Source organism: Streptomyces sp. NPDC001750, assembly GCF_042892615.1.
GTDB lineage: Bacteria > Actinomycetota > Actinomycetes > Streptomycetales > Streptomycetaceae > Streptomyces.
In genome coordinates this window covers 18409-44311 of the sequence record NZ_JBIAUE010000036.1, presented here as the reverse complement: position 1 = coordinate 44311, position 25903 = coordinate 18409, and the positions used below count along the sequence as shown (strand labels likewise).

The following is a 25903-nucleotide window of genomic DNA, read 5'->3' as shown; positions in this document are numbered from 1 at the left end:
GTGGGAATCCCCTGCTGTCAAGGACGGTTGAACCCGATGACCCACGAACGGCCGTCCGGTTGGGTGTGGGCTCATGACAGCTGCGGGAGGGCATACATGAAGGTCGGCGACATCGAGGTTCTGGCGATCACGGACGGGGTGGGCACCGAGATTGCCGCGGAGATCCTTACCCGCCCCGGCGTGGACGACCCGTGGGCCTGCCACGAGCACCACCGGGAGGCGGATGGAAGCCTCGGCCTGCCCCTGGGCGGCTTTCTCGTGCGCAGCGGGGAGCGGACCGTCCTGGTCGACGCCGGGGTCGGGCCGTTCGACGACGGCAAGTACCGCGGGGGCCGGTTGCTCGACTCGCTCGCCGCCCACGGTGTCACTCCCGACGACGTGACCGATGTGATCTTCACCCACCTGCACTTCGACCACATCGGCTGGGCCACCGTCGATGGCCGGCCTGTCTTCTCCCGCGCCACCTACCGCGCCCACCGCGCCGATTGGCAGTACTTCGTGACGGGCGACGCCGCCCAGCCCGAAGCCGTCGACAAGCTCACCCCGCTCGAGGACCAACTGGAGCTGTTCGACGCCGACTTCACCCTCGCTCCCGGTGTCGACGCCCTCCACCTGCCCGGCCATACCCCCGGCACGACGGTGTACGTGGTCTCCTCCGGCGGGCGCCGCGCGCTGCTGCTGGGGGACGTGGTCCACTCGGTGGTCCAGTTCAGCGAACGCGACTGGCAGGTGATCTGGGACGTCGACCCCGCCGCCGCCTCCGCCGTGCGTAACCGTATCGCCGACGAGGCCGCCGACACCGACGACCTGCTGGTCGCCGCCCACTTCCCCGGTATGCGCTTCGGCCGCATTCTCGCTGCGGACGGCAACCGGCGTTTCGTCGCCGTCTAACGACCTCGTCCACGATTGGCAGTGGAGGAAGGAGCGGCGTCTGGGGCCTTCGAATCCAAGGCGGAGGAGGGAGTCGGATGGGGTCTCCCCTGCTCGAACGCAGCTGAGAGCTTGGGGAAGGAGCGTCGGGGACTGACGACAACGCCGGAGGCGGAGGTCCCAGACGCCGCGACGCCGCTGACAATCGTGGACGAGGTCGTAAGGCCTGTTGCGAAAGTGCTGGCCACAGCTATTCGTTGATGGCTGCGATCAGCACCGTCGCTTCGTAGCGGACGACAAGTTTGTCGTATCCGCACGCCGTGGCGATCCCCGGCCGCCACGGCTGGACACCCTGGCCGGGGCCAGCCGATGCCGTGGCGGACTGACCACCGAGATCCACCTGGCCTGCGTCAGACGGCGAAGCCGCCGTCCACCGCCAGCTCCGCGCCTGTGACGTATCGGGCGCTCTCGCCGGCCAGGTATGAGACGGCGTCCGCGACCTCCGCCGCCGTGCCGTAGCGGCCGAGCGCAGTGAAGCCGCGCTGGAAGTCGGCGGAATCGCCGTCGCCCGGGTTCATGTCGGTGTCGATCGGGCCCGGGTGGACCAGATTGACGGTGATCCCATGCGGGCCGAGCTCCCGGGCCATGCCCTTGGTGAAGCCGATCAGAGCGGCCTTGCTGGTCGCGTAGAGCGCGCTTCCGGGGAAGGCCACGCGCTGGGCGATGCAGCTGCCGATGCTCACGATCCGTCCGCCCTCGACCAGGTACTGCAGTGCCGCCTGGGCGTAGAGGTAAGGCGCGCGAACGTTCACCGCCAGCACCCGGTCGATCTGGTCGCATGTCACCGCCTCGATTGGCCCGACGGCGCCGACACCCGCATTGTTCACCAGGATGTCCAGCCGCCCGAACCGCTCGGCGACCGCCGCCACCGCGCCGCACACCGCCTCCGGGTCTGCGCTGTCCGCGCGAACGGCCCAGCCGCTCCGCCCCATCGCCGTGATCTTGGCGACCACCTCCTCGGCCGACTCGGCCGAGCCCTGGTAGGTCAGCGCCACGTCTGCGCCGTCCTCGGCCAGCCGCAGCGCGACCGCCGCCCCGATCCCCCGGCTGCCACCGGTCACCAGCGCCACCTTGCCGTCGAGCGCCGTCGCACCGTTCATCGTCATTTCCGTAAAACTCCTTGTTCCGGTCTTGGACACGACTCGATCCTCGACCGGAACGCCCCGCAGGTCCGGCGGTATTCAGACGTCATGTTCAATCTTCAATAACGGCTCCATGTGCCCCGTCAGCACGAACCGACCACAGCCGCCCGGGGCAGCTTCGTCCGCCCGCAGGACCGGCACCCACGTGGACGGAAGACAGTCCGACCGGCCGACGTCCGTGGTTGCACCGGAGAGACATGATCACCCCGGCAGACGGACTGGCGCAGCAGGTGAAGCGGCTGGTCAATGATGCCTGCGGCCACGACGACGTGCCAGCGGATCCAAGAGCAAAGGTCTTGAGCCGGATCGCTCTGATCCGCTCGGGACAAGCCATCCCCGAACATCTAGCGGACCAAGACGTGACCACACCTGAAAGCTGAGGCCAAGGAACGATCGGCGAGATCAGGGCCGAGATGAGGTCCAGTCAGGGCTGTCCCCGGCACTGCACGCCGTGCGAGGACAGTTGCACGGAGACCACAGCATCTTGATCGCAGGCGTGAGCGGGACGTACCTCGACGTCCGTGGCATGCATGCATCAGACGCAGCGTCTCTCGTCACGGACACCTACGTGACGCATCAGCCCAGGCGAGCGGCGATCCGGACACTCCGAGCCTCGGTAAAAGGGAGTTCGACCACATGGTGCGGCTCGGCTGGGTCCGCTCCCCGCAGTCGACCGAGGTCCGCTTAGGCACCAGCCGGGCCGTCGACATCGTGCTCAGCGTCCGCCGACGTGGTCATCCCCGCCCACCCCGAAGTCGACTGGGAGCAACTGCGCGGCGGAGAGAGGTCGGCGCTCGCCGCTCGCGTCGCTGCGCCCGGCACCGGCGCCCGCCTGAACCTGCTGCCCGGGCTGCCGATGCCGAGGAAGAGGACAGCCACTGAGTTTCAGGCGGGACCGCTCATCTGTCGCCGCCTGGAGCAGCCACGGACGCAGGAGAACCGCGGCCATCGTAGGGCTGTCCGCATACTCGTCTGAGTGGCTCTGGCAAGATTTTCGTAGCCGGAGATCATCTCGGTGTGAGGGTCGGCCGCCCCGCGTAGCGGGCAGCCTGTGACTGTGCTCTGTTGAACTGACAAGTCTGTTAACGCAGTTGGCCAATGTGCTGGTGGTCTCGGCCGATGTCTCCGATGCGGTCGTGACGGTCCGCGCCCGCACGAGGTCCGGTGCTTCAGCAAGATGTACGGGATGCGGCCATCTCAGTGCGTGGTGTCATAGCCGTTATGTTCGACGCCTCGCCGACGTCACTCTCGGAGGCCGACCTCTGTGCATTGAGTTGTCCGTACGCCGCCTGTACTGCGAGAGCCCGACCTGCCCGAAGGTGACCTTCGCCGAGCAAGTGCCGGGGCTGACCGTGCGCTATCAGCGGCGTACACCCCAGTTACAGCACCTGGTAGAGGCCGTCGGCGTGGTCCTGGCCGGCCGCGGTGGTGCCCGGATGCTGCGGATCTTGAACATCACGCTCTTGCGGTGCACGGTTCTGTCCCAGCTGATGCGGGTGCCACTTCCACCACTGGAGACACCCCGCGTGCCGGGGGTGGACGACTTCGCGCTCTACGGCGGCACCTTCGGCACCCTCCTGGTCGACGCCACCACCCGGCTCCCGCTCACGCTCTGGGAGGGACACGACGCGGAACAGCTCAGCCACTGGCTCCGCGAGCACCCAGGTGTCGAGGTCGCCTGCCGCGACGGCTCCCTGACTTACCGGCAGGGCATCACGCCAGCGCACCCGACGCCACGCAGGTCAGCGACCGCTTTCACCTCTGGTAGGGTCTCTCCCGCCGCGTCCAGGACATCGCCTCCACCCACCGCAGTTGCCTGGCCGCAACACTGCCACCAGACCGGGAGACCGATCCCGTACCGGTCGAGGAGACCGCCGGGAACGCCGCGGGGGACACCCGGGCCGGCCGCCACGCCTGAAGGCTGTTCGAGGCCGTGCATGGTCTGACCCGCACTGGCCGGAGCCACAGCTCCGTGGCCCGGGAACTCGGCCTGGACCACCGCACCGTGCGCAAGTACGCCCGGGCCCAGGTCGGCTCGTATCTCGTAGCGGATCCGGAGCCGCTTGAACTGGTGGAGCCAGGCGAGGTCCGTTCGACAGGGGGTCCTGCCCAGCCACTGCGGCGGTGGTCCTGGTCGGTCGCTACAGTCGCCCGCATGACAATACCGATGCTGCAGGCGGTTGAGGCTGATGGAACGTCCTGGGACGACCCGACTGAGGAACAGCTACACGATCTGCTGGCCGACATGACTCTCAACTCGCGGTTCGTCATCGTGAGGCGGCTTGACCTGTCGCCCGCCGATCAGCACTACATGCAGGTCTACCTCAACGATGACCTGAGCTATCAGGTGGAATACCGCGAGGGAGGGCCGGAAAAGCACTTTCAGGCATGGGTCGACACCCGCGATCAAGGGCCTTTCGCGGTGGAACCTGTGGCCGAGGTACTTCGGGGCTGGGCCTTCGGGCGAGCCAGTTGGCGCCAAGCTCTTCCTTGGGTCCCCTTCGCTGCCCCTTTGCCTGACCGGGCGTTTCATCCCCGGTTTTGAGGGTCGAGTTCCGCGCCAGGTGGGGGGTGGCTTCGCCGGTGAGCCGGCGGGTCATGGGGTTGATCACCGCGAGATGGATCACGGCTTCGGAGCGGGCGGGGAGGGCTTCGTAGTCGGGGCCAGGCGGCAAAGGTTCATCAGCCAGCCCGTTGTGCGTTAGACGCCGCACGACGTGTACGACCGGTGGGTGGAACTCTTCGGCGACGGCATCGACGCGTTCTACCCGGTGCTGCGCACCGACGACATCGGCCACCTCGGCACTATCTGCTGCAGTGACGCCGAATGCCCGGAAGCAGTACGGGCGTTGGCCCTCCAGGGCGCCGAGGTGGTGTACCGCCCCGGCGAGGCGGTGCCAATGACCCAGGCCGGCCCCGACCCCGGAGGCACCTGGCTACTGCAAAATCGGGCGCACGCCCACTTCAACAGTCTGTACATGGTCTGTCCGAACGCCGGACCGGTCTATCCGATGCCCGACTCCCGCCACCCCTACGACATCGCGGGCGGCAACGCGCACGTCGTCGACTTCCACGGGGCGGTGCTCGGGCACACCGCCTCCGGGTACAACTCCTTCGTGTCCGGGATCGTCGACATCGAGGCGTTGCGGCAGTTCCGGACGATGAATCTCAACAGCAACTGGCTCAAGGACCTGCGCACCGAGGTCTTCCGGCGGATGTACGACGAACCGATCCATCCGGCCAACCTGTGGCTGACGGACGAACCGGTCCGGCACGCCGAGGCGGACGAGATCTACCGCGCAAACATCCGGCGGCTGGCGGAGCGGGGCGCGTACACGCCACCGGCGCACGCGTTTCCCGGCGCCCGCTACGTCGCGCCGCCGGATCCCGGTCCGGCCAGGTAGCGCTCGATCGCCGGGCGCAGCCGGGTGCGCTCGAAGTCGGGCTCGGGAGCGGCCAGTTGCTCCAGGATGAGACCGTTGAGCAGGGTCAGCAGGTGCGCGGCGTCGCCTTCGGGGTCGTCGGCCCCCGCGGCGGCCAGCTCGATCGCGAATGCCCGGCGCTGCGCGTCGCCCCACGCGTCGAGGGCGGGGCGCAGGTGCGGGCGCCGGGCGACCTCCAGGAACAGTTCGTAGCGAGCGATGCACGCGTCCCGGTCGTCGTCGACGGCGCCGGCCAGGTAGTGCGCCAGGCGGGCGGCGTGGGCGTGCGGCGGGGTATCGGGCGTGGGGGACAGGCGGTTCTGTACCTCGACGATCTGACGCGCGGCCAGCCGGCGCAGGGCCTCGTTGAGGAGCCGGTCGCGGGTGCCGAAGTAGTACCGGGCCGACCCGTGGGTGGTGCCCGCCTCCTCGGCGACTGCCCGGTGTGTCACGGCGCGGGCGCCCTCGCGGGCGAGCAGGCGCACGGTGGCATCGAGCAGGGCTTCGCGACGGGCGGCGCCGCGGGCCAGGCGCGGCTCACGGACGGGGTTGGGCATGGCCTCACTGTACGCGGGGCGACCGGCGGGGGCCGCGACGGGAAGGAGACCACGAGACGCCGCTCACCGCCACCCCTGTTCGCGCACCGCCGCCCCCGACCTTCCGGGCCGCCCCCGACCTTCCGGGCCGCGCCCGGCCCGCGCCCGGTCCGCACAAGGCATGCGGCGGCGGCGGAGCCCCGGTGAGCGACCCATAGGGCTTCTGTGCTGAGAGCTGCGTATCGGGGTCCGTGGGTTCACTGAACTTCGGCTCGATGGGCACCTGTGCAGAGCCCACCCGCACCACAGTCCGTCGGCGGATCATACGGTGAACGCTCAACGGGCCGGATGCCCCTGCGCTCCCACCCTGCGGGCAGAGGCAAACGCGGCAGCATGGGCGAGCGCGCATTCATCACCCTGATCGGGGGGTGCGCACCAGCTGGTCAAGGCGCCGATCGTGCTGGTGCGGGAAGGGCTGAACACCCACGTCTCCCACGCCATGCGTGGGCTGATCAGCCAGCGCGAGTAGCTGACGGTGTTCCTGCTGCCCGCCTACTCGCTCGCCTCGACGCCGGAGGGACCGTGCTCGTCACGCCACCGCTTGGTGGCGCTGCCCGCCATGACCACCGATACGACGTCTTCGGCAAGTTCTGGCGTGATGGGCAGGTGCCCGAAGAGCACACGGCAGTACGTGGTCGACGCCAGCATGTCCAGCAGAAGATCGATGTCCGCATCGGGCCGGATGTCACCCCGGTCGATGCCGCGACGCAGCGCTTCGGCAGTGGTGGCGCGGCGCGGATGGAAGAAGGTGTCCTTGAACTCCTTTTCCAGTCGGGGGTCGTCGGCGAGGTCCGCAACGAGCCCCGGCAGCGCTCTTCGGCCCACGGTGCTGGTGAACGCCTCGCTGAGGGTGCCGATACCGGCAATGAGGTCGCAGTGCGTGCAGCCGGTGTCGGGGGTCGGCGTAGTGCCGATGGTCCGGGCCAGAGCCGACACGACCAGGTGCTGGCGGGAGCGCCAGCGGCGACGCAGAGCGGGTTTGCTCGTACCGGCGCGGGCGGCTACCGCCTCCAGCGTGAGGCTGCCGTAACCGACCTCGTTGAGGATCTCCATCACCGCTTCGGGCACGGCCTCGTCGATTCGGGTATCCCGCGGCCTGCCGGAGGCTTTGCGGGTCCCGGCTCTTCCTCCGTCGCTCTTGGTGTTGACCATGCGGCAAGTATAGGTAGCATTCAATTACGTTCCGATGCGGAACGGAACGAAATCTTTCGAGGAGTCCACTCCATGCCCCACACCTCCGCCGACGCGAAGGACAGTGACCCCGCGCACGCCCCCGAAGAAGCCCCACCCTCTCCTCCCGCAGAGAACGGAGCCGGTAAGGAGGGGTGTCTTCTCGGGCACGTACCGCGCGCTCACCCTCGGCGTCCTGCTGTCGGTCGGCATGGTCGCAACGCGGTACGGCACAACCACCGCGACGGCACGGCGGCGGTGGCCACCGGCACCACGGACGCCGCGGCTTACATCGAGATCGCCAATACCGGCCCCGTGCTGGCACCGGACGAGATCCCGTCGCTGTTCGAGGCGTTCCAGCGTGGCCACGAACACCACGGCAACGGTTCCGGGCTCGGACTCGCGGTGGTCCGGACGATCAATGTCACGCACCACGGTAGGGTGACCGCCGTCCCCAGAACCGAAGGCGGCCTCATCGTGCGTGTCGAACTTCCGCATCGCAGGCGCGAGTTCGGCATATGACAAGGAGATCCCCACCCTTCGTCATCGCCTGTCTCACGCTCATACGTGATCCTGACCAGGCAGGTGACGCATGAGTTGGTCGAGGGCGTCGGCGAGACCGGCCTCGTACCGGTCGGGCGTCCAGGCGGGGGGTGACGGTGGTGCGGAGGTACTGCCACGTGCGGTCGTTGAACGGGTGGCGGGCGTGCTCGCGGTGGATCCAGGGGATTTCCGTCAGCTCGATTTCGGGCAGGCGGCCCCAGATCTCGCGCGCTGGACTACCTCCGCAAGCGCGCAGGCAACCCCGCCCTCTGGTCGATATCCGTCACCAGCGGATACGCCCTGCACCAGGACCACATCGCCGCCCTCCTCAACGGCACCACCCCCGGAACCTGGGAGCACGTCCAGAAACTCGTCCGGACCTTCGACGGAGAATGCTCCTACTTCGCACCCCTCTGGAAGCAGGCCGCCGCCAAACAGCCACCGAAACCCGTGCCCGCCCCGACAGCCACCCGCGCAAATCACATGTCGGCTCGAAGACCTCATCGCCGCCTTCGGGAAAGTCCTCTCCGGGTTGTGTCGCAAACGATGGCTCCCGTACGGCAGCCAAGCGTTGGAAATTCGGCGCATCTGGTGCCGGGTCAGACCCCCGCGGACCTCCGGGCGTCCTTGGCAGGTGTCACGGGCGCCGCCGCAGGGTCGCTGCCGTGCCCTTTCGGGGACCCGAACCAGGCCACTGCCACCGCGCCCGATACGGCGAGCACGAACCCGGTGATCGCCGCCCAGGCGAAGCCGGGACGGGAGGCATCGCCGAGCCACAGCACGCCGATGATGCCCGGCAGGACGGTCTCACCGACGACCAGCGCGGCGGTGGCACCGTTGACCGAGCCGATCTGCAGGGCGACCGTGTGCAGGTACATGCCGCCGATGCCTGCCACCAGGATCGCGTAGAGCGCCGGGTCGCAGAGCAACGCTCCCGGGTCGAAAGGGTCGATGCCGTTCAGCACGCGGACCCCGACACCGAGGGCGCCGAAGCCCAGTCCGGACAGCAGGCCGGCCAGGATCGCGGCGCGCGCCCCCAGTAGGCGTACGACCACGGTGCCGCCCACGATCAGGAGCAGCGAGATCCCCAGCAGCCACCAGTGCGTGGAGATCGGTGTGTCGCCGCTGCCTTCCGGGCCCGCCGCCGTCGCCAGAAGCACCAGCGCGGAGCAGACCACAGCAATCGAGGTCCACTCGGCGCGGTTGAGCCGGATGCCGAGGAGCTTGATGCTCAGCACCGCCGTGATCACCAAGTTGGCGCTGATCACGGTCTGCGACAGGAACAGCGGCAGGAGGCGCGCCGCCAGTGCGCCGAGCCCGAAGCCGACGAAGTCCAGGATGGTCCCGACGATGAACTCCCAGGTCATCGCCGCCTTCGCAGTGGACGACAGGCTCGGGCCGCCGTGCTGGGTCACGCTGCCCGCGGCGGCCTCTCGGCGGGCTGACTTCTGTGATCCGACGGCCTGAAGAACGGAGCCCGTGCCGTAACAGATCGATGCTGCCACGGCGGTGAGCAGTCCTATGAGCACCGAAAGCTCCGTTCATGTATGGGTCGGTGGGGTTCAGTCCCGTTCCCACTGGCAGACGTCGGTTTCGGCGCGAAAGTTGCTTCCGGCGAGTCAGTTACCGGCGCATCTCCCTCCGCAGGCCAACTACGGTCAGCCACATTGCCCGTAGTGAACCGCCCCGTGTCGAATGGAGACTCGATTTCATGAAAGGATCGAGTCATGGCACGACGTTCCCGTTACCCGCTTGAGCTCCGCCGTCGTGCGGTGCGCATGGTCGCCGAGGTGCGCGGCGACTGCCCGAACGGGACGGCCGCTTGTAGGCAGTGACCTGACAAGCTCGGCATCGGCTCCCGCGAGACACTGCGGAACTGGCTGAGGCAGCACGAGATCGACGCGGGGACACGGCCGGGGACGACGACGGAGGAATCGGCCCGGCTCAAAGCGATGAAGATGGAGATTGCCGAACTGGAGCGGGGCAACGGGATCCTCGAGGCGGCGGCGAGTTTCGTCGCGGCCGAGCTCGACCGGCCACACACGCGCTCGTAGCGTTCATCGACGAGCACCGGGACCGCTTCGGCGGGGTCGAGCCGATCTGCAGGACGCTCACCGAGCACGACTGCAAGATCGCCCCTTCCACCTACTACGCCCACAAGAAACGACTGGCCGCTCCGTCCGCCCGTACGGTGCGGGACACGGAACTCAAGGAGCCGGTCCGGCAGGTCCACACCGACAACTACCGTGTCTACGGGGCCCGGAAGATCTGGCGGGAGCTGACCCGGCGGGGCCACACGGTGGCCCGCTGCACCGTCGCCCAGCCCTGCGCGAGCTGGGCATCACCGGCGCCGTCCGTGGCAAGAAGGTCATCACCACGATCCCCGACCAGCAAGCCGAGCGGGCGCCCGACCGCGTCGAGCGCGACTTCGTCGCCGGCGCGCCGAACCGCTGCTGGGTCGCGGATTTCACGCGCGTGGCGACCTGGGCCGGAGTGGTCTACGTCGCCTTCGTCGTGGACACCTTCTCCCGCCGGATCGTCGGCTGGTCCGCCGCGACGTCAAAGGAGACCCGGCTCGTCCTGGACGCTTTGGAGATGGCGTTGTGGCAGCGTGAGCGCGATGAACACCCCCACGTTCGGGGGGAGTTGATACATCACAGCGATGCGGGCAGCCAGTACACCGGTTTCAAGCCGGCCGAGCACCTGGACGCAGCCGGCATCGCGGCCTCGATCGGCTCCGTCGGCGACGCATACGACAACGCCCTGATGAAGAGCACGATCGGCCTGTACAAAGCCGAGTTGATCAAGCCGCAGCGGCCCTGGAAGACCCTCTCCCAGGTCGAGCCGGCCACCGCCGAGTGGCTCGACTGGTACTGCCACCGACGCCTGCACGGTGAGACAGGCCACCTCCCATCCGTCGAATACGAGACCAGCTACTACCTGACAACCACGAAACCCCAGGTCACAACCACCAACTGAGATCTCTACCGAACCCGGGGCGGTTCATGATGTGACATGGCCGCGCGGACCTGTTTGATCTTCACAACCCAGACAACTCGCGCGGCCTTCCGTATGTTGCCTGACGTGACCAAGGTCAATCACGAGGCAGTCCGTGACGAATCCGGCGTCGCGTCGCTCAGCGCGCCCTGATCGCGATCTGGCTGCACCGGCGAGGTCGCGGAGTCTGATCGATCGCTGACTCGCCGCGCTCGCCTACAGCCGCCCCCAGGCCGTCGATGCAGGTAGCGACCGGGCTGGCTCCGGTCACCTGTGTGTGCGGTCTAGGCCGGGCCCCCGGGCGTTGTGCCGGACTACGTCAGGACGAGAGGCACGGTGATGGTGAGGTGTTCGTCGGTGGTCGGCAGGGCGGTGGCAAGAGCGTTCATACGAGCTGCGAGGTGGCCGATCACCCGGCTGGTCAGTTCCTCGTCCCACTCCGCTGTGCCTTCCGGTGGCAGGCGCATCTCCTCCCTGGCAGGCGGGTTGTCACCGAGATAGCGCGCGGTGTCCAAGTTGACGACCCAACAGGCCAGTGCGATCTTCACCTGCCCGGGTGCCGCCCACTGCGCCCGTATGTGGGCGCACATGCTGAAGTCGTCCCCGCCGAATGTGACCGTAGTGGAGAACGACCTGCCACGGGGGTATTGCCGTATCAGCTTGAGTACTGCTGGTTCCACAACGGCTCGCGCCATAGGTTCCGTATACACCGTCTGCCCCCCTGTCGAGCCTGGCCTTCAGCATCCCAGACGGGGCCTGCGGCGAACAGATCGGCTGCCGTCCCGACCGTTTCCTCTCCAGGGGAACGCTGTGCACCTCGTGGGCATGCGAACGGCGCCGCGCCCTGGGGGATGTTGTTGGCCAATTCGGGACACGGCGTGACGTCACAATCGCGGGGCAGCCCGTAAGAGAAGCAGGGCCGGGGGCGACACGGTAATCCGTGTCGCTCCCGGCCCTGTACGTCGGAGGAGCTGGGGCTCCGAATATGGCTGCTAAGGGCTGTCCCGTAATCCCTGACGGGCGCCCGACGACAGCCGCGGCACCTCGCCGCGTTGTCGGAACGCCCACATACGTCCCGTATGCGGGCGCCCCTCCGCCTTGCGATGCACCACATCTGACGCCGCGCGCCGATCCGCCACGGATTACGGGACAGCCCTTAGGGTGTTGCCGCTTCCTGGGGAATTGATGCCACTCGTCGCCGAAAATCGGATGTGTCACACGTTTTTAGCGGTCGGATTTTCTACTGAAGTTTCACAATGTCGATGAAGTTGCAGCCCCCGAGATGCTCGATCAGGCTTGTTGTGCAGAAATCTGTCGGTCACGCCCTCCAGGGCGTGACCTCTCAAGGGAGCGTCCTATGGCCAAGATCCTTTGCGTGCTTACGGGCGCGAGTTACTGGACCCTGAAGGACGGGCACCGGCATCCCACCGGGTACTGGGCCGAGGAGTTCGTGGCGCCGTACAAGGTGTTCACCGACGCCGGTTATCAAGTTACCGTGGCAACCCCGGGTGGGGTTGTGCCCGTTGTGGACACGATGAGCCTGGAGCCCCGCATGGCGGGCGGTGAGGAGAACGCCCTCCAGGAGGAGGCCGTCATTGAGTCAGCGGACGAGCTGCGGCATCCCATCTCTCTCACGGAAGTGCGTCTCGAAGACTACGCCGCGGTCTACTACCCCGGAGGTCACGGCCCGATGGAAGATCTCCCGGTCGACCCCGACTCCGGGGCACTGCTGCGAAAGGCGCTCGCTTCCGGCAATCCACTCGGCATCGTCTGCCATGCCCCGGCTGCTCTCCTCGCGACCCGTGACGCGAACGGCGAAACGCCCTTCGCGAACTACCGTTTGACGGGCTTCTGTAACGAGGAGGAGGCCGGTGTCGGATTGGCCGACAAGGCCAAGTGGCTGCTGGAGGACGAGTTGAAGAAGCTGCCCACCCAGTATTCGCGGGGTCCTGCCTGGGAGCCCTATACGGTTGTGGACCGCAACCTCTTCACGGGACAGAACCCTGCCTCCTCGGGACCTCTCGCCGAACTCGTTGTCCAGGCTCTGTCTAAATGACGTGAGGAAGTCGAGGAAAGGTGCGCGACGTCACATCACACTTGAAGAAGCCCGGAAGAACGACGTACAGCAGCACGGCCGGGCGCGGGTCGCGGGCCGTGCGCTTGCGTACGACCTGCACGTAGCTCTGGCTGCCGAAGTCCCGGACGACAAGCGCGGGGACGCCCGTACGCTCCAGCCAGCCGGTCAGCTGAGCCCGCAGGGTGTCCTTCTCGCAGGCGACGTACAGGGCTGCCGTCTGGCCGGCGGTCCGGTCCAGGGCGAACCAGTCCGGCGCGGCCCGGAGGAAGGCGCCAGCGTCCGGCCAGGCCGGAGAGACGTGGACCTCGCGCAAGGGGTCGATGAGATCAGGGAATCGCTCTTTCCGGCGGGCCTGGGCGAGACGGGAGGACAGGCGCCGGTAGGTCGGCGCGGTGCGCGGGATCAACCCCTCCGACACGAGCCGGTAGTACGCCTGCCGGAGGGTACAGCCGCCGCCCCGGTCGTAGCTGATCACGATGTCGGCGGCGCGTTCCACAATGCTCGGCCACTGAAATCTGGGCACACCGGTACATGTACCCATCAGGTCAGCGGCGGGTACCTCCCGAACTCGTGAACACCGGCTTGGCCGCCAGCCGTCTGCAAGCACGGCCGCACCCCGTAGACGACGGGCCGGTCCGCCACCCGGCAAGCGCAAGGGGACCCTGGGCAAGCCCCCCGCACAGCGGCTTGCCCGCCCACAGTGAGAACCACGACCACCCACGCCCCGACCCCCGAGCGGTTGCACCCAAAGGGGGCTGTACCGGGGGCTGGAGGGTTGCACCCGGCGGGGGGCCGCAAGTGTGACCGCAGGTGTGAACCCCCCCAATCGGATACCGGCCGTTCTCGCAGGTCAGCCCCGGCGGGCAAGCCCTCGTGCCGCGCGGACACCTCTTTCCCACGCGATAGCCGTGGGAAAGCGGCCCGCTCCGCCGCTGGGGCTGGCACCGGACCGCGTTGTCGGTAGCGGTTGGAAGGCTGGTCGGATGAACGGTGACGAGCAGCTGCTGCGCGGCCGGGTCTACGGCCACGGCCACGACGACTCAGACCCGAGCCCGCGGCCGGACCGGATCTACGCCGATACTCGTCGGCGGCCCGCTGGATGGCCTCCTGCTGGACATCCACGGCTGGCGGACCGTGGACGTCGACGACGGTGTTGCCCTGACCACCGAGCTGTCCCGGTGGCCCGGCGGCCGCGCCCCGGCGAGCCGCGCGAGCCCGGTCGGCGTGAAGAGGCCAGCCCCTCATGCGCCGTTCTCTGTCCAGGGTGCGAGTACGACCTTGCCGACGACCGTGCCGGATTCGGCGTGCCGCAGCGCGGCGGCTGCCTGTCGCAGCGGGTACACACGGTCGATCTGCGCCTGGATGGTTCCGTCACGCAGCAGTTCGAACACCTCGGTGAGGTCTTCGCGCAGGGCGGCCTGGTACCGCTGCGGGTTTCGGGCCTTTCCGGCCCACAGGTTGAAGAAGTGGGCGCTGCGTCCGTTGGGCAGGGCGTTCCACAGTGCCAGCCGGGCCACGAGCCGCAGTACCGTGAGGGTGCCGTTCCCCGACTGGTCGCGGGTCGAGGCGCTGCCGTAGGAGACGAGCGTGCCGCCGGGGGCGAGCATGCGCCAGGAGTCCTTGATGCCCTTGCCGCCGACGTGGTCGAAGACCGCCGCGACCCCGTGCGGGGCCAGCTTCCTTACCCGGGCGGGTACGTCGTCCCGGTAGTCGACGGGCAGCGCTCCCAGTGCGGCGACGGCCTCCTGGTTGCGGGCCGAGGCGGTGCCGATGACACGCACGCCCTGGGCCCGGGCGAGCTGTACCAGTACGCTGCCGACGCCGCCGTTGGCTCCGTGGACGACGATGGTGTCACCCGGCCGGACGTGCGCCGTGCGGAACAGCATCCGCCAGGCCGTCGCACCGTTCGTCACGAGCGTCTCGGCCTCTACGGCGCCGACTCCCTCCGGTACGGGTACGAGGTCGGCGGCGTCCAGCAGCACGTGGTCGGCCCAGCCGCCGGTCTTGGTGAGGGCGGCGACCCGCTGCCCCACGGCCGGGCCGGGCTGTCCGCCCGCGGCCGGCGCCCCCAGTTCCTCGACGATGCCGACGAGGTCGTAACCGGGGACGAAGGGGAACGCCGGCATGTCGTAGTACTTGCCGCGGCGCATCTGCTATTCGGCGAAGCTCACGCCGCTGGCCTCGACGCGGACCAGGGCCTGGCCGGGTCCCGGCTGGGGACGTTCACGCAGGCGGACTTCGAGGCTCTCGGGCTCGCCGACGGCGGGGAGAACGATCTCGGTGATGTTCACAGGTGCTCCTCAGAGGGGGTGGGGCGATGAGACGACAGGAATAGAGTGGTCAATCACTCACTCTTCGGTCCGGAGAAACGGCCGCCGCTCCGCGAGCGGCAGCCGGGCGACCTGCCGAAGGGGAGGGTGGGTCAGTAGTGGACGATGCCCGCGGCCAGCGTGCGTGTCCACGGAGCATCGACGGAGGAGGCGTCCAGGGAGGCGATCAGGTGGCAGAGCGTGCCGGCCGCGAAGAACTTCTGGACCTGCTCCTCGCTGCCGCCCGACGCGCCGCGGACGTACTCCACCGTGCGGGCGTACCCGGCGCGCACGGCTTCCCTGATCGCAGGTTCGGAAACGGCCGCCGCCTGGGCGTGCAACTGGACCAGGAGCAGATCGCTGTCGCTGATTAGCCGGGCGTAGGCGTCCCCCATGGAGTCGAGTACGGCCTGCGCCTCACTGCTGGCGACCTCGGCCGCACCCTGCTCCAGTGCGGCGCGCACCCGGGTGAAGCAGTGCTCGACGACGGCGGTGAACAGGGCTTCCTTGTTGGGGAAGAGGCGGTAGACGTACGCCTGCGAGATGCCGGCCGCCTTGGCGACCTCCCCGGTCGTCGTGCCGAAGTATCCGCGTGCCGCGAACGTCCCGATGGCGGTGCGCAGCACCGCTTCCCTGCGCTCCTCGGCGGTGGACAGTCGGCGGGGTTCGGTTTTCATGTGAGTACCCAATCACTCACTCTCTCCTCCAGTCAAGAAAGCTGCGACCACCGGGTTCCCGACCTGGCTAGTTGACGTCCCAAAAAGTGAGTGATTGACTACTCACACATTGAGGTCGGGTGTTGCTGCACCCTCTCGGTCCTCCGTCTGCCCATGCCGCTCTTTCGACACCAGCAGGAGACACCCATGCTTCCCCTCGTTCACGCCGCCTCCGGACTCCTTGCCGCCGCCATCGGCGCCGTCCACATCGCCCCCCAGCCCGTGACGATCGACGAAACGGCCCCCGTGATCACCCGCCGCGCCATCGTCATCCACGCCCCGGCCAGCCGTGTCTGGCGCATCCAGACCGACGTGGAGGGATGGCCCGCCTGGCAGCCGGGCGTCAGCTCCGTTGTCAAGAAGACCGAGGGTGCCCTGCGGCCGGGGTCGTCCTGGGTGTGGTCCACCGAGGGCCTGGAGAACATCACCTCGACGGTCGAACAGGTCGAACGTGGACGTCGCATCGTGTGGGGAGGCCCGGCCGCCGGCATCACCGCCGTCCACGTCTGGACCTTCGAACCGACCAAGGACGGGGTCATCGTGCGCACCGAGGAGTCATGGACCGGCAAGCCGGTCGACGCCAACACCGAGTACCTGCAGGAAGCCCTGGACGCGTCCCTGGACCACTGGCTCGACAACCTCAAGCACCGCGCCGAACAGGGCATATGACACCGCTCGCGTGCGTCGTCCGGTCCTGGCCCCGCAACTGAGTGATCGGCCACCGTAAGCTCTGCGGCCGGGGCGCCTGCCCCGGCCGGGCAGACACCTGGCCCCGGTCCTGCTGAACAACCGGCAGGCTTCCATCTCGGATCCGTCCCTGCACGTCCAGGCCGGCGGTCACCGGCCCCGTAGTCCTACCGGACTGACTGGCGCTGGGCGCTCACTCGGTGCCGGTGTAGTCCAGGAAGTCGGCGACGACGGGGATTCCGCGGCGGCGTAGGAGTTTCTTGCGGAGGTCCTCGAGTGTGTGGGTGCCGTGTGCGGAGGTGATGCCTCCCATCCGGTCGACGGCGTCGTGGGCGGTGGCCACGGCAGCGTCGATGTCGCCCAGGCTGAGGTGGGCTTCGGCGAGCCGGGCCAGGTAGATGGAGTGACCGCGGGGAAAAGCAGCGGCGTTGTACGCCTCCTGGCTGGTGTGGGCGTCGGAGGCTTCCAGGAAGTGGGCCAGGGCCCGTTTGGGGTTACCGAGATTGAGGGCGGAGCTGCCCAGGAGCTGGTGGGTCTCCCCGAGGTTGTACCAGTAGACGCACGGGAGGTCGTCCTCGATGGGACCGGCGTTCTCGTAGGCGTCCAGGGCGGCGTTGGCGGACCGGTCGGCGGCCCGGTCGGCGGCCCGGGTGTCGCCGACGTGCGCGTGGGCCCGGCAGGCCCGGGCGTGGAGCATGGACGTCAGGCGGGCTGAGCCGGCCCTCGGTGCCTGGGACAGGGCGGCCTCGATGAGGTCGACCGCGCCGAGGGGGTTGCCGGTGGAGTAGTGCGGGATGGCCCAGAAGGCGAGGGTGTTCGCTCCGATGACGGGATCGTCAGCGCTGGCAGCGGCCCGCACAGCGGTGGAGTAGTGGCGTTCGGCAGCGGCAATCTTCCCGCTGTCGTAGGCCGTCCAGCCCGCAGAACGGGACGCTTCCGCGGCCGCCCCGAAGAGACGCCGCTCCACGCCTTCAGCGCCTGGACAGCCTGCGGCGGCTGGACGACACCGTCGGCTCCGGTGACGTCTACGACGCGGCCCGCGCCGAACTCCGTCTGATCACCGCCACCCTCAAAGGCGCGTCCTTCGACGCCACGGCCGTACCGAAGATCGAGGTGATCGAAGACGTCGCCCGCGGCCGAGAGCTCATCCGGCGGAATTTGCTGGAAGGGGATGTCCCAGCGAATACCCACCGGCCGTGGCTCGCACTTCCGATCGCCGACGCTCCTCAACAACAGCTCATGACCGTCGACGCGATGTTCGACATGCTGACCCGGCAATGCCGTCTACTGGCCTTTCGCGGCACTTACGCCGCCTACCTCGACTGGCTCGCCGTGATCACCGAGCGGGAGGCGATATGAGGCAGGTCTCCGACGCGCAGGCCTCGCACCTGCGCGAACCAGTTCCGGACGCCGAGACGGCCAACCGTGTCGAGCTAGCGGAACCGGACCGGCTGCCACCCGCTGACGGTGGTGGCCGGACCTTGTCGATCCGGGACGACGGACTTGCTGCGCGCCGCCGCGGTCACCGGGCATCCGGCGTATTTTCAACCGCTGAAGAGCCTGATACGCAACGCGATGGCAGGTGAGGAAGCCCGGTTCGAGCTGCGGCCCAGCTCAATTCCGGCCGTGTTGAAGGAGACGTTTGGCCCGTTCGTCATGGGCGAGGCCGAGTTCGATCCTGTCGCCATATTCCGTAGCCGCTGCTATCCGGAATCAAAGCTGAGTCTACTGAGGTTGAACTCGTGATGTCGCCGGGTTGCTCAGGTCGGCCTGATGGTCAGGCCGGTCTCGGCGAGGCAGCCGTCTATGAGGTGGCTGCGGTACTGGATGTGCCGTAGGCCTCGTCGGATGCGCTGGACGAGGTGTTCGGGGGTGGTGAAGGCGACGTTGGAGAGCCATCCGCGCCGTAGCAGGAACCAGATCCCTTCGACGGGGTTGAGGTCCGGTGCGTAGGGCGGCAGGTAGTAGATGGTCAGCCAGGCGACCGCGCAGGGACCGCTGCCGGTGATGCTCTGGTTCCACGGCGGCGGCCAGGTGCTCGGCTTCGCCGCCCAGGACGATCCCTGGCTCAAGCGGTTGTGCTCGCGGCTCGGCTGCGCCGTCGCCGCGGTCGACTACCGGCTCGCCCCGGAAACACCCTCTCCCGGTGCCGCCGAGGACGGTTTCACCGCCTACCAGTGGCTCGTCCGCGAAGCGGAGGCCCTGGCCCTGGACAATACCCGGATCGGCATCGCGGGCCAGAGCGGCGGCGGAGGCATCGCGGCGGCCACCGTACTGCTGGTCCGGGACCGTGTCGGCTCGGCGCCCCTGTTCCAGTCGCTGACGTCCCCCATGCTGGACGACCGCAACCTGACCGCGTCGAGCCACGAGATCAGCGACATAGGTATCTGGGACCGCTCCACGAACATCCTGGCCTGGCAGGCGATCCTGGGGGACCGCGCCGGAACCGACGACGTCTCCCCGTACTCGGCGCCCTCCCGCGCGGAGGATCTCAGCGCGCTGCCGCCGACCTTCGTCGCGGTCGGCGAACTCGACTGCTTCCGCGACGAGGACCTCGACTACGCCGCACGCCTGCGCGCCCACGGGGTCCCGGTCGAACTGCACCTCTACCCGGGCGCTTACCACGCCTTCGACCTGTTCGCCCCCGAGTCGCAACTCGCGGCCACCTTCCAGCAATCCTGGTTCAGCTACCTCGCCCGCCAGTTCCAGGACACATCCACCCCGTGATGCACCCTTCCGGCTCGGAAACCGTGAAACGACGCGAGCGCCGACGCGGAAACCGGTGCAGGCCCCGACCGAACTCCTCGGTCGGGGCCGGACGGCACGGCCATCAACGAGTGGCTGTGACCAGTACTCGTCAGAGACCAGGCTCTACGCCTGGATCATCGTCGGCGAGCACGGCCAGGTCATCACCTACGAACGCGATGTTGCCTGGAACAGCGCCGAAGCCCACCCGCCGCACCCCCATGTGACTCCACAACCAATGGAACACCGCCCACGACGCCGGCGGCCCTGAGCTCGACCCGCCATGGGCACGCCTCGCCCAGTAGCCACCCCGAAGGCGCCGTGCCTCCGGCGCGGCGGCATCCCCTTGAAGAAGAAACGAAAGAGAGAAGCACGATGCCCATCATCAACATCGACGCCTGGGAGGGCACCAGTGACGAGCAGACGCAGGAACTGTTGACTGAGGTCACCGAGACCGTGCACCGCGTCACGAGCATCCCGCGCGACAAGATTCTCGTCCTATTCCACGCCAACCCGGTCAAGTACTGGGCGCAGGGCGGCGTCCTCGCCTCCGACCCCGACTTCCTCGAAAAGTCGCGTCAGCACTGAAGTGCATGAAGCACGCGAAACGGCGCGCCCCGATGCTGATCACCGAGCACCACTGGTCGCGGCCCTCTCTCGACGCCAGGGAGAGGGCCGCGTCACTCGGGTCGCAGGCCACTGGGCCCTCTCCAACCTCACGCTGACGCGTGATGAAGGACGAGGACGGCCTGGACGATCGCCGTGAGGCGGTTGGTGCTGCAGCGGAACTTCCGCAGGAGGCGCCAGCTCTTCAAAGTGGCCATGGCGTGGCCATGGCCGGTTCGCCGGCCGCAGGAGAAGCAACCGTACGAGGGAGCCCGGCAACCAGCTCGCCCGATGCCAGTCGCGCCGACCGTGCCCAGCCTGTAGACAGGGAGGCGCATCCACGCCCGCTGACAGGGCCGGGCGGGCTGCGCCTTCCCTTTCGCCGACACCCCGTTCCGCCGCTGCGGGCCACCCTGTCGAGCGACGCCGCACCACTCGTCAGGCAGCCTGCGGATGGAGAGCAACCGTGTCACCGGCCGCCAGTAGCGTGATGGTGGACACGGAAGAGGCCCGGCTGGTTGTCCTGCGCGGCAGCAGTGCCTCGGGCAGCCAGGTCATAGGGTTTGGGGGCGAGTGCTGGAGGATGGCCCTGGGAACCCAGTTGGTCGTCGGGGTTCGGATGGCGCGCCAGTGGTGTTCTTCCACGAGGGTGCGTCGCCGGGTGAACCTCATGGGCAGCAGGCCGTGCCGAATGATGCCCGTCGGTACGGAGGCGAATTGGGTACGGCCGGCGAGGCGGAGCTGGTCGAGGTGGAACGCTCCGGTGAAGACGCAGCTGCTGAGGTCGGTATCCGTCAGGACCAAGTGCGCTGTGTCGATCCCTCGCAAGGAGGTCATCTTCACCGTTGGCTCGCCTGTGAAGTCCGAGGCAGGCATGTTCGGGAAGGGAGTGGGGGTGGGTGGTGACGGCGGTCGGTTGGGTGACGACTGCGTCCGAAAGATCCACTTTGGCGTAGCGCAGGCGCAGGGACACAGTCGCATCCCAGCGGGTACGCACGCACCGCACCTCCTCGGCTGCGACTTGGATCGTCACCGGGACCGAGAAGATCGCCTCTGACAGGTTCAGCAATGGCCCGCAGTTCAGCGGCCCTAAGAATGGTGCACGCTCGAACCGTGCACCGCTGAATTGGGCGTCCCTGGCGAAGGTCAGGTGGTCGAAGTCGGCGTCGTGGGTGAAGGTCGCATCGCTGAACCAGGCGTTACCGGTGAAGGCCGCACTGCTGAACCGGGCGTTGCCGGTGAAGGTCACGTTGCCGAATCCAGCGTCGCCCGTGAAGTTCGCGTCTTCGAAGTCCGCGTCGCCAGGGAAGGCCACATGGCTGAACCAGGCGTTGTCGGTGGAGGGCTCTCGCAAGGGCCCTTCGGCAACCGGGCGTCCTGTCCTGACCGCCAGGGCGGAGGCCGCGCGCCGCAACCGGATTTGTTGTCCGGGACATCGGCGCAGGGCCCCGCCGGCTCTGCGGCAGCCGTCCTTGATGAAGAGGGCGAGTCCACGCGATCCCCAGTCTTTGGGCGCATTGACGCGCCCTTGCGGCTGACGTCGGCTGCTTCTCATGCACCGAGTCCCGGCGGGGGCCGCGTCAGGGAGACGGTGGCCCAGACCGTCCGGCACCCGTCGCGTCCCACGTGTGTGCCAAGTGCCCGGGTGCAGTTGGCAATGATCCCCAGGCCACGGCCGAAACCGGATTTGTCGTGCCAGTGTTTGACCGTTCGTTCCGAACCCTGGTCGCGCATCTGGATGCGCAGGTGACTTCTGTTCTGCTGCAGGTTGGTGGTGATGACGGTGCTGTCGGTGTGAAGGATGGCGTTCGTGGCGAGTTCCGTGGTGATCAGCAAGGTCGTTTGCCGGACACCTTCGTCGGTCAAGTGCTGCTGATCGAGCCATAAGCGGGTCAGGTATCGGCAAACAGGGACGGCCCGGTCCACCGCCGGGAGGTGCAGGGTGGTGGACCGCGATTGGAGCCAGCCGGTGGCCAACGTGCTCGCCACCGGGGTATCAGGCCATCGTTCGACTTCTTGTGGGGTAAGCGCGATACACGCGTATGCACGGGTCGTCGACATGACTCTCCTGGTGCTGTGAGAGGCGCAGGCGGTAGACGGGCCTGGTGTCCCGGAGCGGCGCGTGGCGGCGCCGCCCTGTCGAGGGTGTTCCTTCACGCGTGTGAGAAGAAGGAGCATGGCACTGTGCGTCCGTGGGGCTTGTGTATATGGGACGGCGGTGGACACGAAGAGGAAGGGCGCATACGTGGCGCCGGCTCCACTGCCCGTACGCTCCTTCCTGCTGGCGGCGTGACGCGCCTTTGCGCGGGGGCTTCCCGGCCTTATGGCCAGATGCTTCGGCATCCACCTCTTCCGGGCCAAAGACGGCGACAACCGCCGTACCCATGCAGGACGGCGGTCTGTCGGGCTGGTCCGGCAGGGGAGCGGCGTGTTCGCGACGGCCTTGCCGCGACGTGCGGGGACCGGGCGCTGAATCCTGAACGTCGGCCGGCGTCAGCCGGCGCCAGGTGACGCCGGCTGACACGTCCAACTCCTCCCGCGGGGCGCCCATAGTGGTGACCCACCCTTGCGGCGGCCGGCGCGAATCAGCCGCCTGATCGGTTGGGTAGCCACCTCCCCGAGGGAGGGCGGGTGGCCAACCGTTGGACGTAACCGTTATGCGTCGAGTCTGCATATGGCGGCAATGGGTGACAGCTGAATGTAACCCGAATGGCTCACTTCGGTCTGATGAAATGTTCGGATTCTGCCTGGTTTAGAAATGGACGAACGAGCGGATGCCCATCGGCACGGTGATTTTCTGACGTCTTATCAGGGCATTTCGTTTGGGGCGTTCGCCGCCCCTGCGGCAATCGCGAACCGTTTGATGATCAATCAGGTACTTCTGAAGTCGTCGCGGCCCTGAAGTTCGGTTCGTGATTTCGGTGGCGCAGCACCGATTTGTTGTCGCCTGAATTTCGCGGGGGCCGGAAGGGTGATGCGCACACTGTTCCGGTAGTGAAGGATGTGGCGTTTGATTTTCCGCTTTGCGTGGTACTCCGATCGAGTGGTTCGGGGCTTCTCCTCTTGAGGTGTCGCTAATCCGTCCCGCTTTACTGGACTATGAACCGGCGGGTCGCCCATCCCTTCCCGGGGACGTTGCTGCTACCCGTTCCGGTCTTCGCTCCCGCCACAGTGAAGTGTGCGGTGACCAGATGGTGTTCTCGCTGCCGGAGCAGGCCGTCCCTCTGGGGAGAGAAGGGCACCGCTCCGCCGACGTCGTTGCCAATGAGCGCGCACGTCATTTCTAGGGAGTGCCAGCATGTTCCGTTCCCGTCTTGCCGCCGCTACTGTCGCCGCCGCCCTGGCGGCGGGCGCCGTAGTGGGCTTCGCCCCCCTGGCCGCAGCAGCCCCCGCCGCTGTGGCCGCCTCCTCCTGCGTCAACGACCTGCAGGCCGCGCAGACGTCCAACAACGCCGCCATCGCCGCCGACCAGGCCAACGACACCAAGACCGCCTTCTCCAGCAACCTGAGCACCGCCACCTCGCTCGCCTCCGCGCTCGGCGACTGCGCCGGGCAGCCGCCGGTGGTGGGGGCCAATATCCTTACGGCTTCCGCGACCAACGCGACCGCCATCGTGTACAACCTGCTCGGAGCCGCCAGCCCGGCCCTGAAGTCCGAGCAGGCGACCGCTTCGTCGATCAGTCAGGCGCTCGCCAACGCGACCTGACCGGCGTACGGCGGGTGCCTGCGGCCAGGCCCCTCATCCCGGCCGTCGCCTGGCCCTCAGGTTCCCGGTCTGGGGACCGGTGCGCAGGCCGGCTTCCCACCGCCGCCCGGGCGGCGGTGGGAAGCCGGTGCAGCCGGTGAGAAGTCTCTCGCCGTGTCCACGCGCAGCCAAAGTGTCCAGTGTCCCGCACGGTCGGGACGTCTGGCAGCCGGCGAACCCTCATGAGACCCGCTGTCCTTTCTCCGCGCTCACGGCGCGGGCATGCGTGTATGCCCGAAAAGCGATTTACTTTTCCTCACCGCATATGAGGCCATTGTGCTGGTCACTGCTTTCTTCAATTCCCTGTGCCACACCTGCTGTATGACTTCCCGGTTTCTGATCCCCCTCCTCTCAAGCCCTCCGCTCGCAGGCGAGGAGCAGAATGCCGCACCTGCGCCCCAGGCGGATCGTCCTGGGACGCAGCGTGCACGTACGGAGTGGGAATGGAGTGGATCAGTCGCCCCCTGCCCGCCGACTGACACTGGAGCTGGATTTGTCTGGCTGCGTTCGAGTCAAGCTTTCCGGAGGTCCGGACTGGGTTCCCATTCCTGCCGTATGGGAGGTCAAGTCCGTGGAGATCGAACCAAAAGTGAAAATCCTGTGCGGCAACGCCTATGAACACTTCGATTTCTCGGGCTGTTACTGCCTCTATGAAGGCGAGCAACTGCCCATCTACCGCTGGTGCCACCGCACGTATGTGGCCGAATAGGCTCATCCCGTGATCCTGAAGGGAAAGTTTCCATGGTCAATCCACCAGCATCTGAGGGTGACTCGTGACGCGGCGGGCCGGAGGCCGGGCCCGGGACGCCGTGGTCACCGGCATCGGGCTGTGCCTTCCGGGTTCAGGAGCACCGGTGTTCACCGCCGACGATCTCTGGAACGTCGCGTCCACCGGAACGTCCTGCCTCATCAAGAACGGCGTCTACTACGGCAGCGTGGACCTGCCGGACGCAACGTTCGACGAACGCGTCCCCGGCATTCCCGAGTTCTTCTCACGCCACTACACAGACGCCCACCGCTTCGGACTGGTGTCGCTGGCGCAGGCGTGCGCGGACGCTGGCCTCAAGGTCCAGCACGATCTGGAAGAGGCCGCCATTCTGGTGGGTCGCGGCGGCGTGGACGCCAACATCGACAGCTATCTCGCCGTCCTCAAGGCCGACCCCGCGACCTTTCCGGTCGCCGATGCGCTGGAGATGTTCGTCGCGGCGGAGCAGGCCGTCACCCCCTCGGATGTCGCACTGGTCCAAGGCGCGCTCACCCGGTCCAAGGGAGCCAACTACACCGTCTCCTGCGGCTGCGCGTCCTCGGCCCTCCAGATCGGCAATGCACAGCGCCTCATCGCCGCTGGCGAGGTCGATGTCGCTGTGGTGACCGGAGTCGACGTCTTCAGCGTCACGCTCATCCGCAACATCCAGCGCCTGCTGAGCGGAGCGCAGAGGGCCTACGACGTCATGCGGTCCCAGGACATGCCGAGTCTCCTGCCATCGTTCGACGCCCTGATGCGTCCCTACGACCGGCGTGCCGAATGCATCAACCACGGCGAGGGGTCCGCGACCATCGTCATGGAGAGCAGGGAACACGCCTTCAGCCGGGACGCCCGCCCCTACGGGCAAGTCCTCTCGCAAGCAACCACCCGCGACGGGCTGGCCAATCCCCTGGCCAGCGACGAGAGCGGAAAAGCACTGGTCTGCGCAGTGCGGCGATGCCTCGGCGACACCTGGGAGATCAACCAGGTGCCCTACATCCACGGCGGCAGCGACGGCAACGTCGTCGTCACAGCCTTCGAGGCGAACGCCATCAAGGAACTGTACGGCCCCGCGTCGAGCGATCTGCTTATGACCTCGCAGGAGGGCTGCTTCGGCCACAACGGCGCCCCGGCCGGCTGTGTCGGCGTGGCTCTGACCCTGCTCATGATGAGCCACGGCCAGGTGTGCCCAACCGCCAACTGCGAACAGCCGGCGGACCAGCTGACCTTCGATCCGGTTCCAGGAAAAGCACCCCGCCGCCTCGACTTCGACTACGCCTTCAGCTTCAACTACCAGGTCGGGGGCGTGAAAAGCGCGATCCTCCTGGGAAGCCCCGACGTCTGAGCCGCCCATCGCCCGGCCGTCTCCTTGCCCACAGACCGTCGCCTCGAGGCCGACGACGGCTCAGTCTCAGCTCCACAGTTCCTCACGCCCCCACAGTCCTGGCCCAGGACGGCCCCACACGCACGCAC

Annotated in this window: 24 protein-coding genes and 8 pseudogenes; 16 read left to right on the top strand and 16 right to left on the bottom strand. The window is 67.7% G+C overall.

The window, feature by feature from the left end; all coding sequences use genetic code 11:
* The first annotated feature begins 96 nt into the window (after positions 1 to 96).
* Positions 97 to 891, top strand: coding sequence for an MBL fold metallo-hydrolase (locus ACFYY6_RS34055; RefSeq protein ID WP_386609890.1), 795 nt, complete (start codon positions 97 to 99; stop codon positions 889 to 891).
* A 389-nt stretch (positions 892 to 1280) separates the two neighbouring features.
* Here the strand turns inward: ACFYY6_RS34055 and ACFYY6_RS34050 are convergent, their stop codons facing one another.
* The gene (locus tag ACFYY6_RS34050; RefSeq protein WP_351525378.1) at positions 1281 to 2036 is read right to left on the bottom strand and encodes a 3-oxoacyl-ACP reductase family protein; all 756 of its coding nucleotides are present in this window, start codon (positions 2034 to 2036) and stop codon (positions 1281 to 1283) included.
* Between the two features lie 251 nt (positions 2037 to 2287).
* Between ACFYY6_RS34050 and ACFYY6_RS34045 the strand changes: the two are divergent.
* Positions 2288 to 2452 (top strand): annotated as a pseudogene (locus ACFYY6_RS34045) (mycothiol system anti-sigma-R factor); the annotation flags it as partial.
* A gap of 999 nt (positions 2453 to 3451) precedes the next feature.
* On the opposite strand, the gene ACFYY6_RS34040 reads toward ACFYY6_RS34045, so the two are convergent.
* Positions 3452 to 3718 carry a hypothetical protein gene (locus ACFYY6_RS34040; RefSeq protein WP_389197177.1) on the bottom strand — a complete coding sequence of 89 codons (267 nt, stop codon included), beginning with the start codon at positions 3716 to 3718 and terminating at the stop codon, positions 3452 to 3454.
* A gap of 509 nt (positions 3719 to 4227) precedes the next feature.
* Between ACFYY6_RS34040 and ACFYY6_RS34035 the strand changes: the two genes are divergently transcribed.
* A complete protein-coding gene (locus ACFYY6_RS34035) occupies positions 4228 to 4617 on the top strand; it encodes a hypothetical protein (RefSeq protein WP_351525379.1) in 390 nt (129 codons plus the stop codon).
* Between the two features lie 9 nt (positions 4618 to 4626).
* Here ACFYY6_RS34035 and ACFYY6_RS34030 read toward each other — a convergent pair.
* Positions 4627 to 4773, bottom strand: a pseudogene (locus ACFYY6_RS34030) (IS5/IS1182 family transposase); the annotation flags it as partial.
* Between the two features lie 31 nt (positions 4774 to 4804).
* On the opposite strand from ACFYY6_RS34030, the gene ACFYY6_RS34025 reads away from it, so the two are divergent.
* Positions 4805 to 5476, top strand: a complete 672-nt coding sequence (locus ACFYY6_RS34025) for a nitrilase-related carbon-nitrogen hydrolase (protein WP_389197175.1) — start codon at positions 4805 to 4807, stop codon at positions 5474 to 5476.
* Here the strand turns inward: ACFYY6_RS34025 and ACFYY6_RS34020 are convergent.
* The gene (locus tag ACFYY6_RS34020; RefSeq protein ID WP_386609900.1) at positions 5440 to 6051 is read right to left on the bottom strand and encodes a TetR/AcrR family transcriptional regulator; all 612 of its coding nucleotides are present in this window, start codon (positions 6049 to 6051) and stop codon (positions 5440 to 5442) included. The two genes, ACFYY6_RS34025 and ACFYY6_RS34020, sit on opposite strands and share 37 nt — an antisense overlap.
* A gap of 531 nt (positions 6052 to 6582) precedes the next feature.
* The gene (locus ACFYY6_RS34015) at positions 6583 to 7242 is read right to left on the bottom strand and encodes a TetR/AcrR family transcriptional regulator (RefSeq protein WP_389197172.1); all 660 of its coding nucleotides are present in this window, start codon (positions 7240 to 7242) and stop codon (positions 6583 to 6585) included.
* A gap of 72 nt (positions 7243 to 7314) precedes the next feature.
* Between ACFYY6_RS34015 and ACFYY6_RS34010 the strand changes: the two genes are divergently transcribed.
* Positions 7315 to 7782 carry a sensor histidine kinase gene (locus ACFYY6_RS34010; RefSeq protein ID WP_389197170.1) on the top strand — a complete coding sequence of 156 codons (468 nt, stop codon included), beginning with the start codon at positions 7315 to 7317 and terminating at the stop codon, positions 7780 to 7782.
* 620 nt (positions 7783 to 8402) lie between these two features.
* On the opposite strand, the gene ACFYY6_RS34005 is transcribed toward ACFYY6_RS34010, so the two are convergent.
* Complete coding sequence (locus ACFYY6_RS34005; protein WP_386609923.1) at positions 8403 to 9332, bottom strand: hypothetical protein; 930 nt, start codon at positions 9330 to 9332, stop codon at positions 8403 to 8405.
* Between the two features lie 198 nt (positions 9333 to 9530).
* On the opposite strand from ACFYY6_RS34005, the pseudogene ACFYY6_RS34000 reads away from it, so the two are divergent.
* Positions 9531 to 10782 (top strand): annotated as a pseudogene (locus ACFYY6_RS34000) (IS3 family transposase).
* Positions 10783 to 11114: 332 nt separating this feature from the next.
* On the opposite strand, the gene ACFYY6_RS33995 reads toward ACFYY6_RS34000, so the two are convergent.
* Positions 11115 to 11390 carry a hypothetical protein gene (locus ACFYY6_RS33995; protein ID WP_351632722.1) on the bottom strand — a complete coding sequence of 92 codons (276 nt, stop codon included), beginning with the start codon at positions 11388 to 11390 and terminating at the stop codon, positions 11115 to 11117.
* A 767-nt stretch (positions 11391 to 12157) separates the two neighbouring features.
* Here ACFYY6_RS33995 and ACFYY6_RS33990 point away from each other — a divergent pair.
* Complete coding sequence (locus ACFYY6_RS33990; RefSeq protein WP_389197168.1) at positions 12158 to 12856, top strand: type 1 glutamine amidotransferase domain-containing protein; 699 nt, start codon at positions 12158 to 12160, stop codon at positions 12854 to 12856.
* On the opposite strand, the gene ACFYY6_RS33985 is transcribed toward ACFYY6_RS33990, so the two are convergent.
* On the bottom strand, positions 12849 to 13400 hold the full coding sequence (locus ACFYY6_RS33985; protein WP_389197166.1) for a hypothetical protein: 552 nt from the start codon (positions 13398 to 13400) through the stop codon (positions 12849 to 12851). The two genes, ACFYY6_RS33990 and ACFYY6_RS33985, sit on opposite strands and share 8 nt — an antisense overlap.
* Positions 13401 to 13860: 460 nt before the next feature.
* On the opposite strand from ACFYY6_RS33985, the pseudogene ACFYY6_RS33980 reads away from it, so the two are divergent.
* Positions 13861 to 14074: pseudogene (locus ACFYY6_RS33980) on the top strand (hypothetical protein); the annotation flags it as partial.
* 44 nt (positions 14075 to 14118) lie between these two features.
* Here ACFYY6_RS33980 and ACFYY6_RS33975 read toward each other — a convergent pair.
* Both ACFYY6_RS33975 and ACFYY6_RS33970 read right to left on the bottom strand, forming a co-directional pair.
* Positions 14119 to 15168, bottom strand: a pseudogene (locus tag ACFYY6_RS33975) (medium chain dehydrogenase/reductase family protein).
* Between the two features lie 131 nt (positions 15169 to 15299).
* A complete protein-coding gene (locus ACFYY6_RS33970) occupies positions 15300 to 15863 on the bottom strand; it encodes a TetR/AcrR family transcriptional regulator (protein WP_388653262.1) in 564 nt (187 codons plus the stop codon).
* 186 nt (positions 15864 to 16049) lie between these two features.
* On the opposite strand from ACFYY6_RS33970, the gene ACFYY6_RS33965 reads away from it, so the two are divergent.
* Entirely contained in the window at positions 16050 to 16571 is a 522-nt protein-coding gene (locus ACFYY6_RS33965; RefSeq protein ID WP_388653265.1) for an SRPBCC family protein, read from the top strand.
* Positions 16572 to 16782: 211 nt separating this feature from the next.
* Here the strand turns inward: ACFYY6_RS33965 and ACFYY6_RS33960 are convergent, their stop codons facing one another.
* Positions 16783 to 17556 carry a hypothetical protein gene (locus ACFYY6_RS33960; protein ID WP_389197164.1) on the bottom strand — a complete coding sequence of 258 codons (774 nt, stop codon included), beginning with the start codon at positions 17554 to 17556 and terminating at the stop codon, positions 16783 to 16785.
* A 146-nt stretch (positions 17557 to 17702) separates the two neighbouring features.
* Here ACFYY6_RS33960 and ACFYY6_RS33955 point away from each other — a divergent pair, with 146 nt between their 5' ends.
* Together ACFYY6_RS33955 and ACFYY6_RS33950 are read left to right on the top strand one after the other, a co-directional pair.
* Positions 17703 to 17948, top strand: a complete 246-nt coding sequence (locus ACFYY6_RS33955; RefSeq protein ID WP_389197162.1) for a hypothetical protein — start codon at positions 17703 to 17705, stop codon at positions 17946 to 17948.
* A 144-nt stretch (positions 17949 to 18092) separates the two neighbouring features.
* Complete coding sequence (locus ACFYY6_RS33950; RefSeq protein WP_389197160.1) at positions 18093 to 18335, top strand: hypothetical protein; 243 nt, start codon at positions 18093 to 18095, stop codon at positions 18333 to 18335.
* 14 nt (positions 18336 to 18349) lie between these two features.
* Here the strand turns inward: ACFYY6_RS33950 and ACFYY6_RS33945 are convergent.
* Positions 18350 to 18568: pseudogene (locus tag ACFYY6_RS33945) on the bottom strand (transposase); the annotation flags it as partial.
* A gap of 55 nt (positions 18569 to 18623) precedes the next feature.
* On the opposite strand from ACFYY6_RS33945, the gene ACFYY6_RS33940 reads away from it, so the two are divergent.
* Both ACFYY6_RS33940 and ACFYY6_RS33935 read left to right on the top strand, forming a co-directional pair.
* The gene (locus ACFYY6_RS33940; RefSeq protein ID WP_389197158.1) at positions 18624 to 19316 is read left to right on the top strand and encodes an alpha/beta hydrolase; all 693 of its coding nucleotides are present in this window, start codon (positions 18624 to 18626) and stop codon (positions 19314 to 19316) included.
* A 393-nt stretch (positions 19317 to 19709) separates the two neighbouring features.
* The gene (locus ACFYY6_RS33935; protein ID WP_342286972.1) at positions 19710 to 19922 is read left to right on the top strand and encodes a tautomerase family protein; all 213 of its coding nucleotides are present in this window, start codon (positions 19710 to 19712) and stop codon (positions 19920 to 19922) included.
* A 128-nt stretch (positions 19923 to 20050) separates the two neighbouring features.
* On the opposite strand, the pseudogene ACFYY6_RS33930 reads toward ACFYY6_RS33935, so the two are convergent.
* The 4 genes and pseudogenes from ACFYY6_RS33930 to ACFYY6_RS33915 form a co-directional block, all read right to left on the bottom strand.
* Positions 20051 to 20161 (bottom strand): annotated as a pseudogene (locus ACFYY6_RS33930) (IS5/IS1182 family transposase); the annotation flags it as partial.
* Positions 20162 to 20378: 217 nt separating this feature from the next.
* The gene (locus tag ACFYY6_RS33925; RefSeq protein WP_389197200.1) at positions 20379 to 20744 is read right to left on the bottom strand and encodes a hypothetical protein; all 366 of its coding nucleotides are present in this window, start codon (positions 20742 to 20744) and stop codon (positions 20379 to 20381) included.
* 358 nt (positions 20745 to 21102) lie between these two features.
* Positions 21103 to 21495: pseudogene (locus ACFYY6_RS33920) on the bottom strand (pentapeptide repeat-containing protein); the annotation flags it as partial.
* The gene (locus tag ACFYY6_RS33915) at positions 21492 to 22001 is read right to left on the bottom strand and encodes an ATP-binding protein (protein ID WP_351521682.1); all 510 of its coding nucleotides are present in this window, start codon (positions 21999 to 22001) and stop codon (positions 21492 to 21494) included. The pseudogene ACFYY6_RS33920 and the gene ACFYY6_RS33915, both read right to left, overlap by 4 nt.
* Before the next feature lie 1237 nt (positions 22002 to 23238).
* On the opposite strand from ACFYY6_RS33915, the gene ACFYY6_RS33910 reads away from it, so the two are divergent.
* The 3 genes from ACFYY6_RS33910 (at position 23239) to ACFYY6_RS33900 (ending at position 25775) form a co-directional block, all read left to right on the top strand.
* Positions 23239 to 23646 carry a hypothetical protein gene (locus tag ACFYY6_RS33910; RefSeq protein WP_351521684.1) on the top strand — a complete coding sequence of 136 codons (408 nt, stop codon included), beginning with the start codon at positions 23239 to 23241 and terminating at the stop codon, positions 23644 to 23646.
* A 421-nt stretch (positions 23647 to 24067) separates the two neighbouring features.
* On the top strand, positions 24068 to 24394 hold the full coding sequence (locus tag ACFYY6_RS33905) for a DUF5988 family protein (RefSeq protein ID WP_389197156.1): 327 nt from the start codon (positions 24068 to 24070) through the stop codon (positions 24392 to 24394).
* Positions 24395 to 24494: 100 nt separating this feature from the next.
* The gene (locus tag ACFYY6_RS33900) at positions 24495 to 25775 is read left to right on the top strand and encodes a beta-ketoacyl synthase N-terminal-like domain-containing protein (RefSeq protein ID WP_351521718.1); all 1281 of its coding nucleotides are present in this window, start codon (positions 24495 to 24497) and stop codon (positions 25773 to 25775) included.
* The last annotated feature ends 128 nt before the right edge of the window (positions 25776 to 25903 follow it).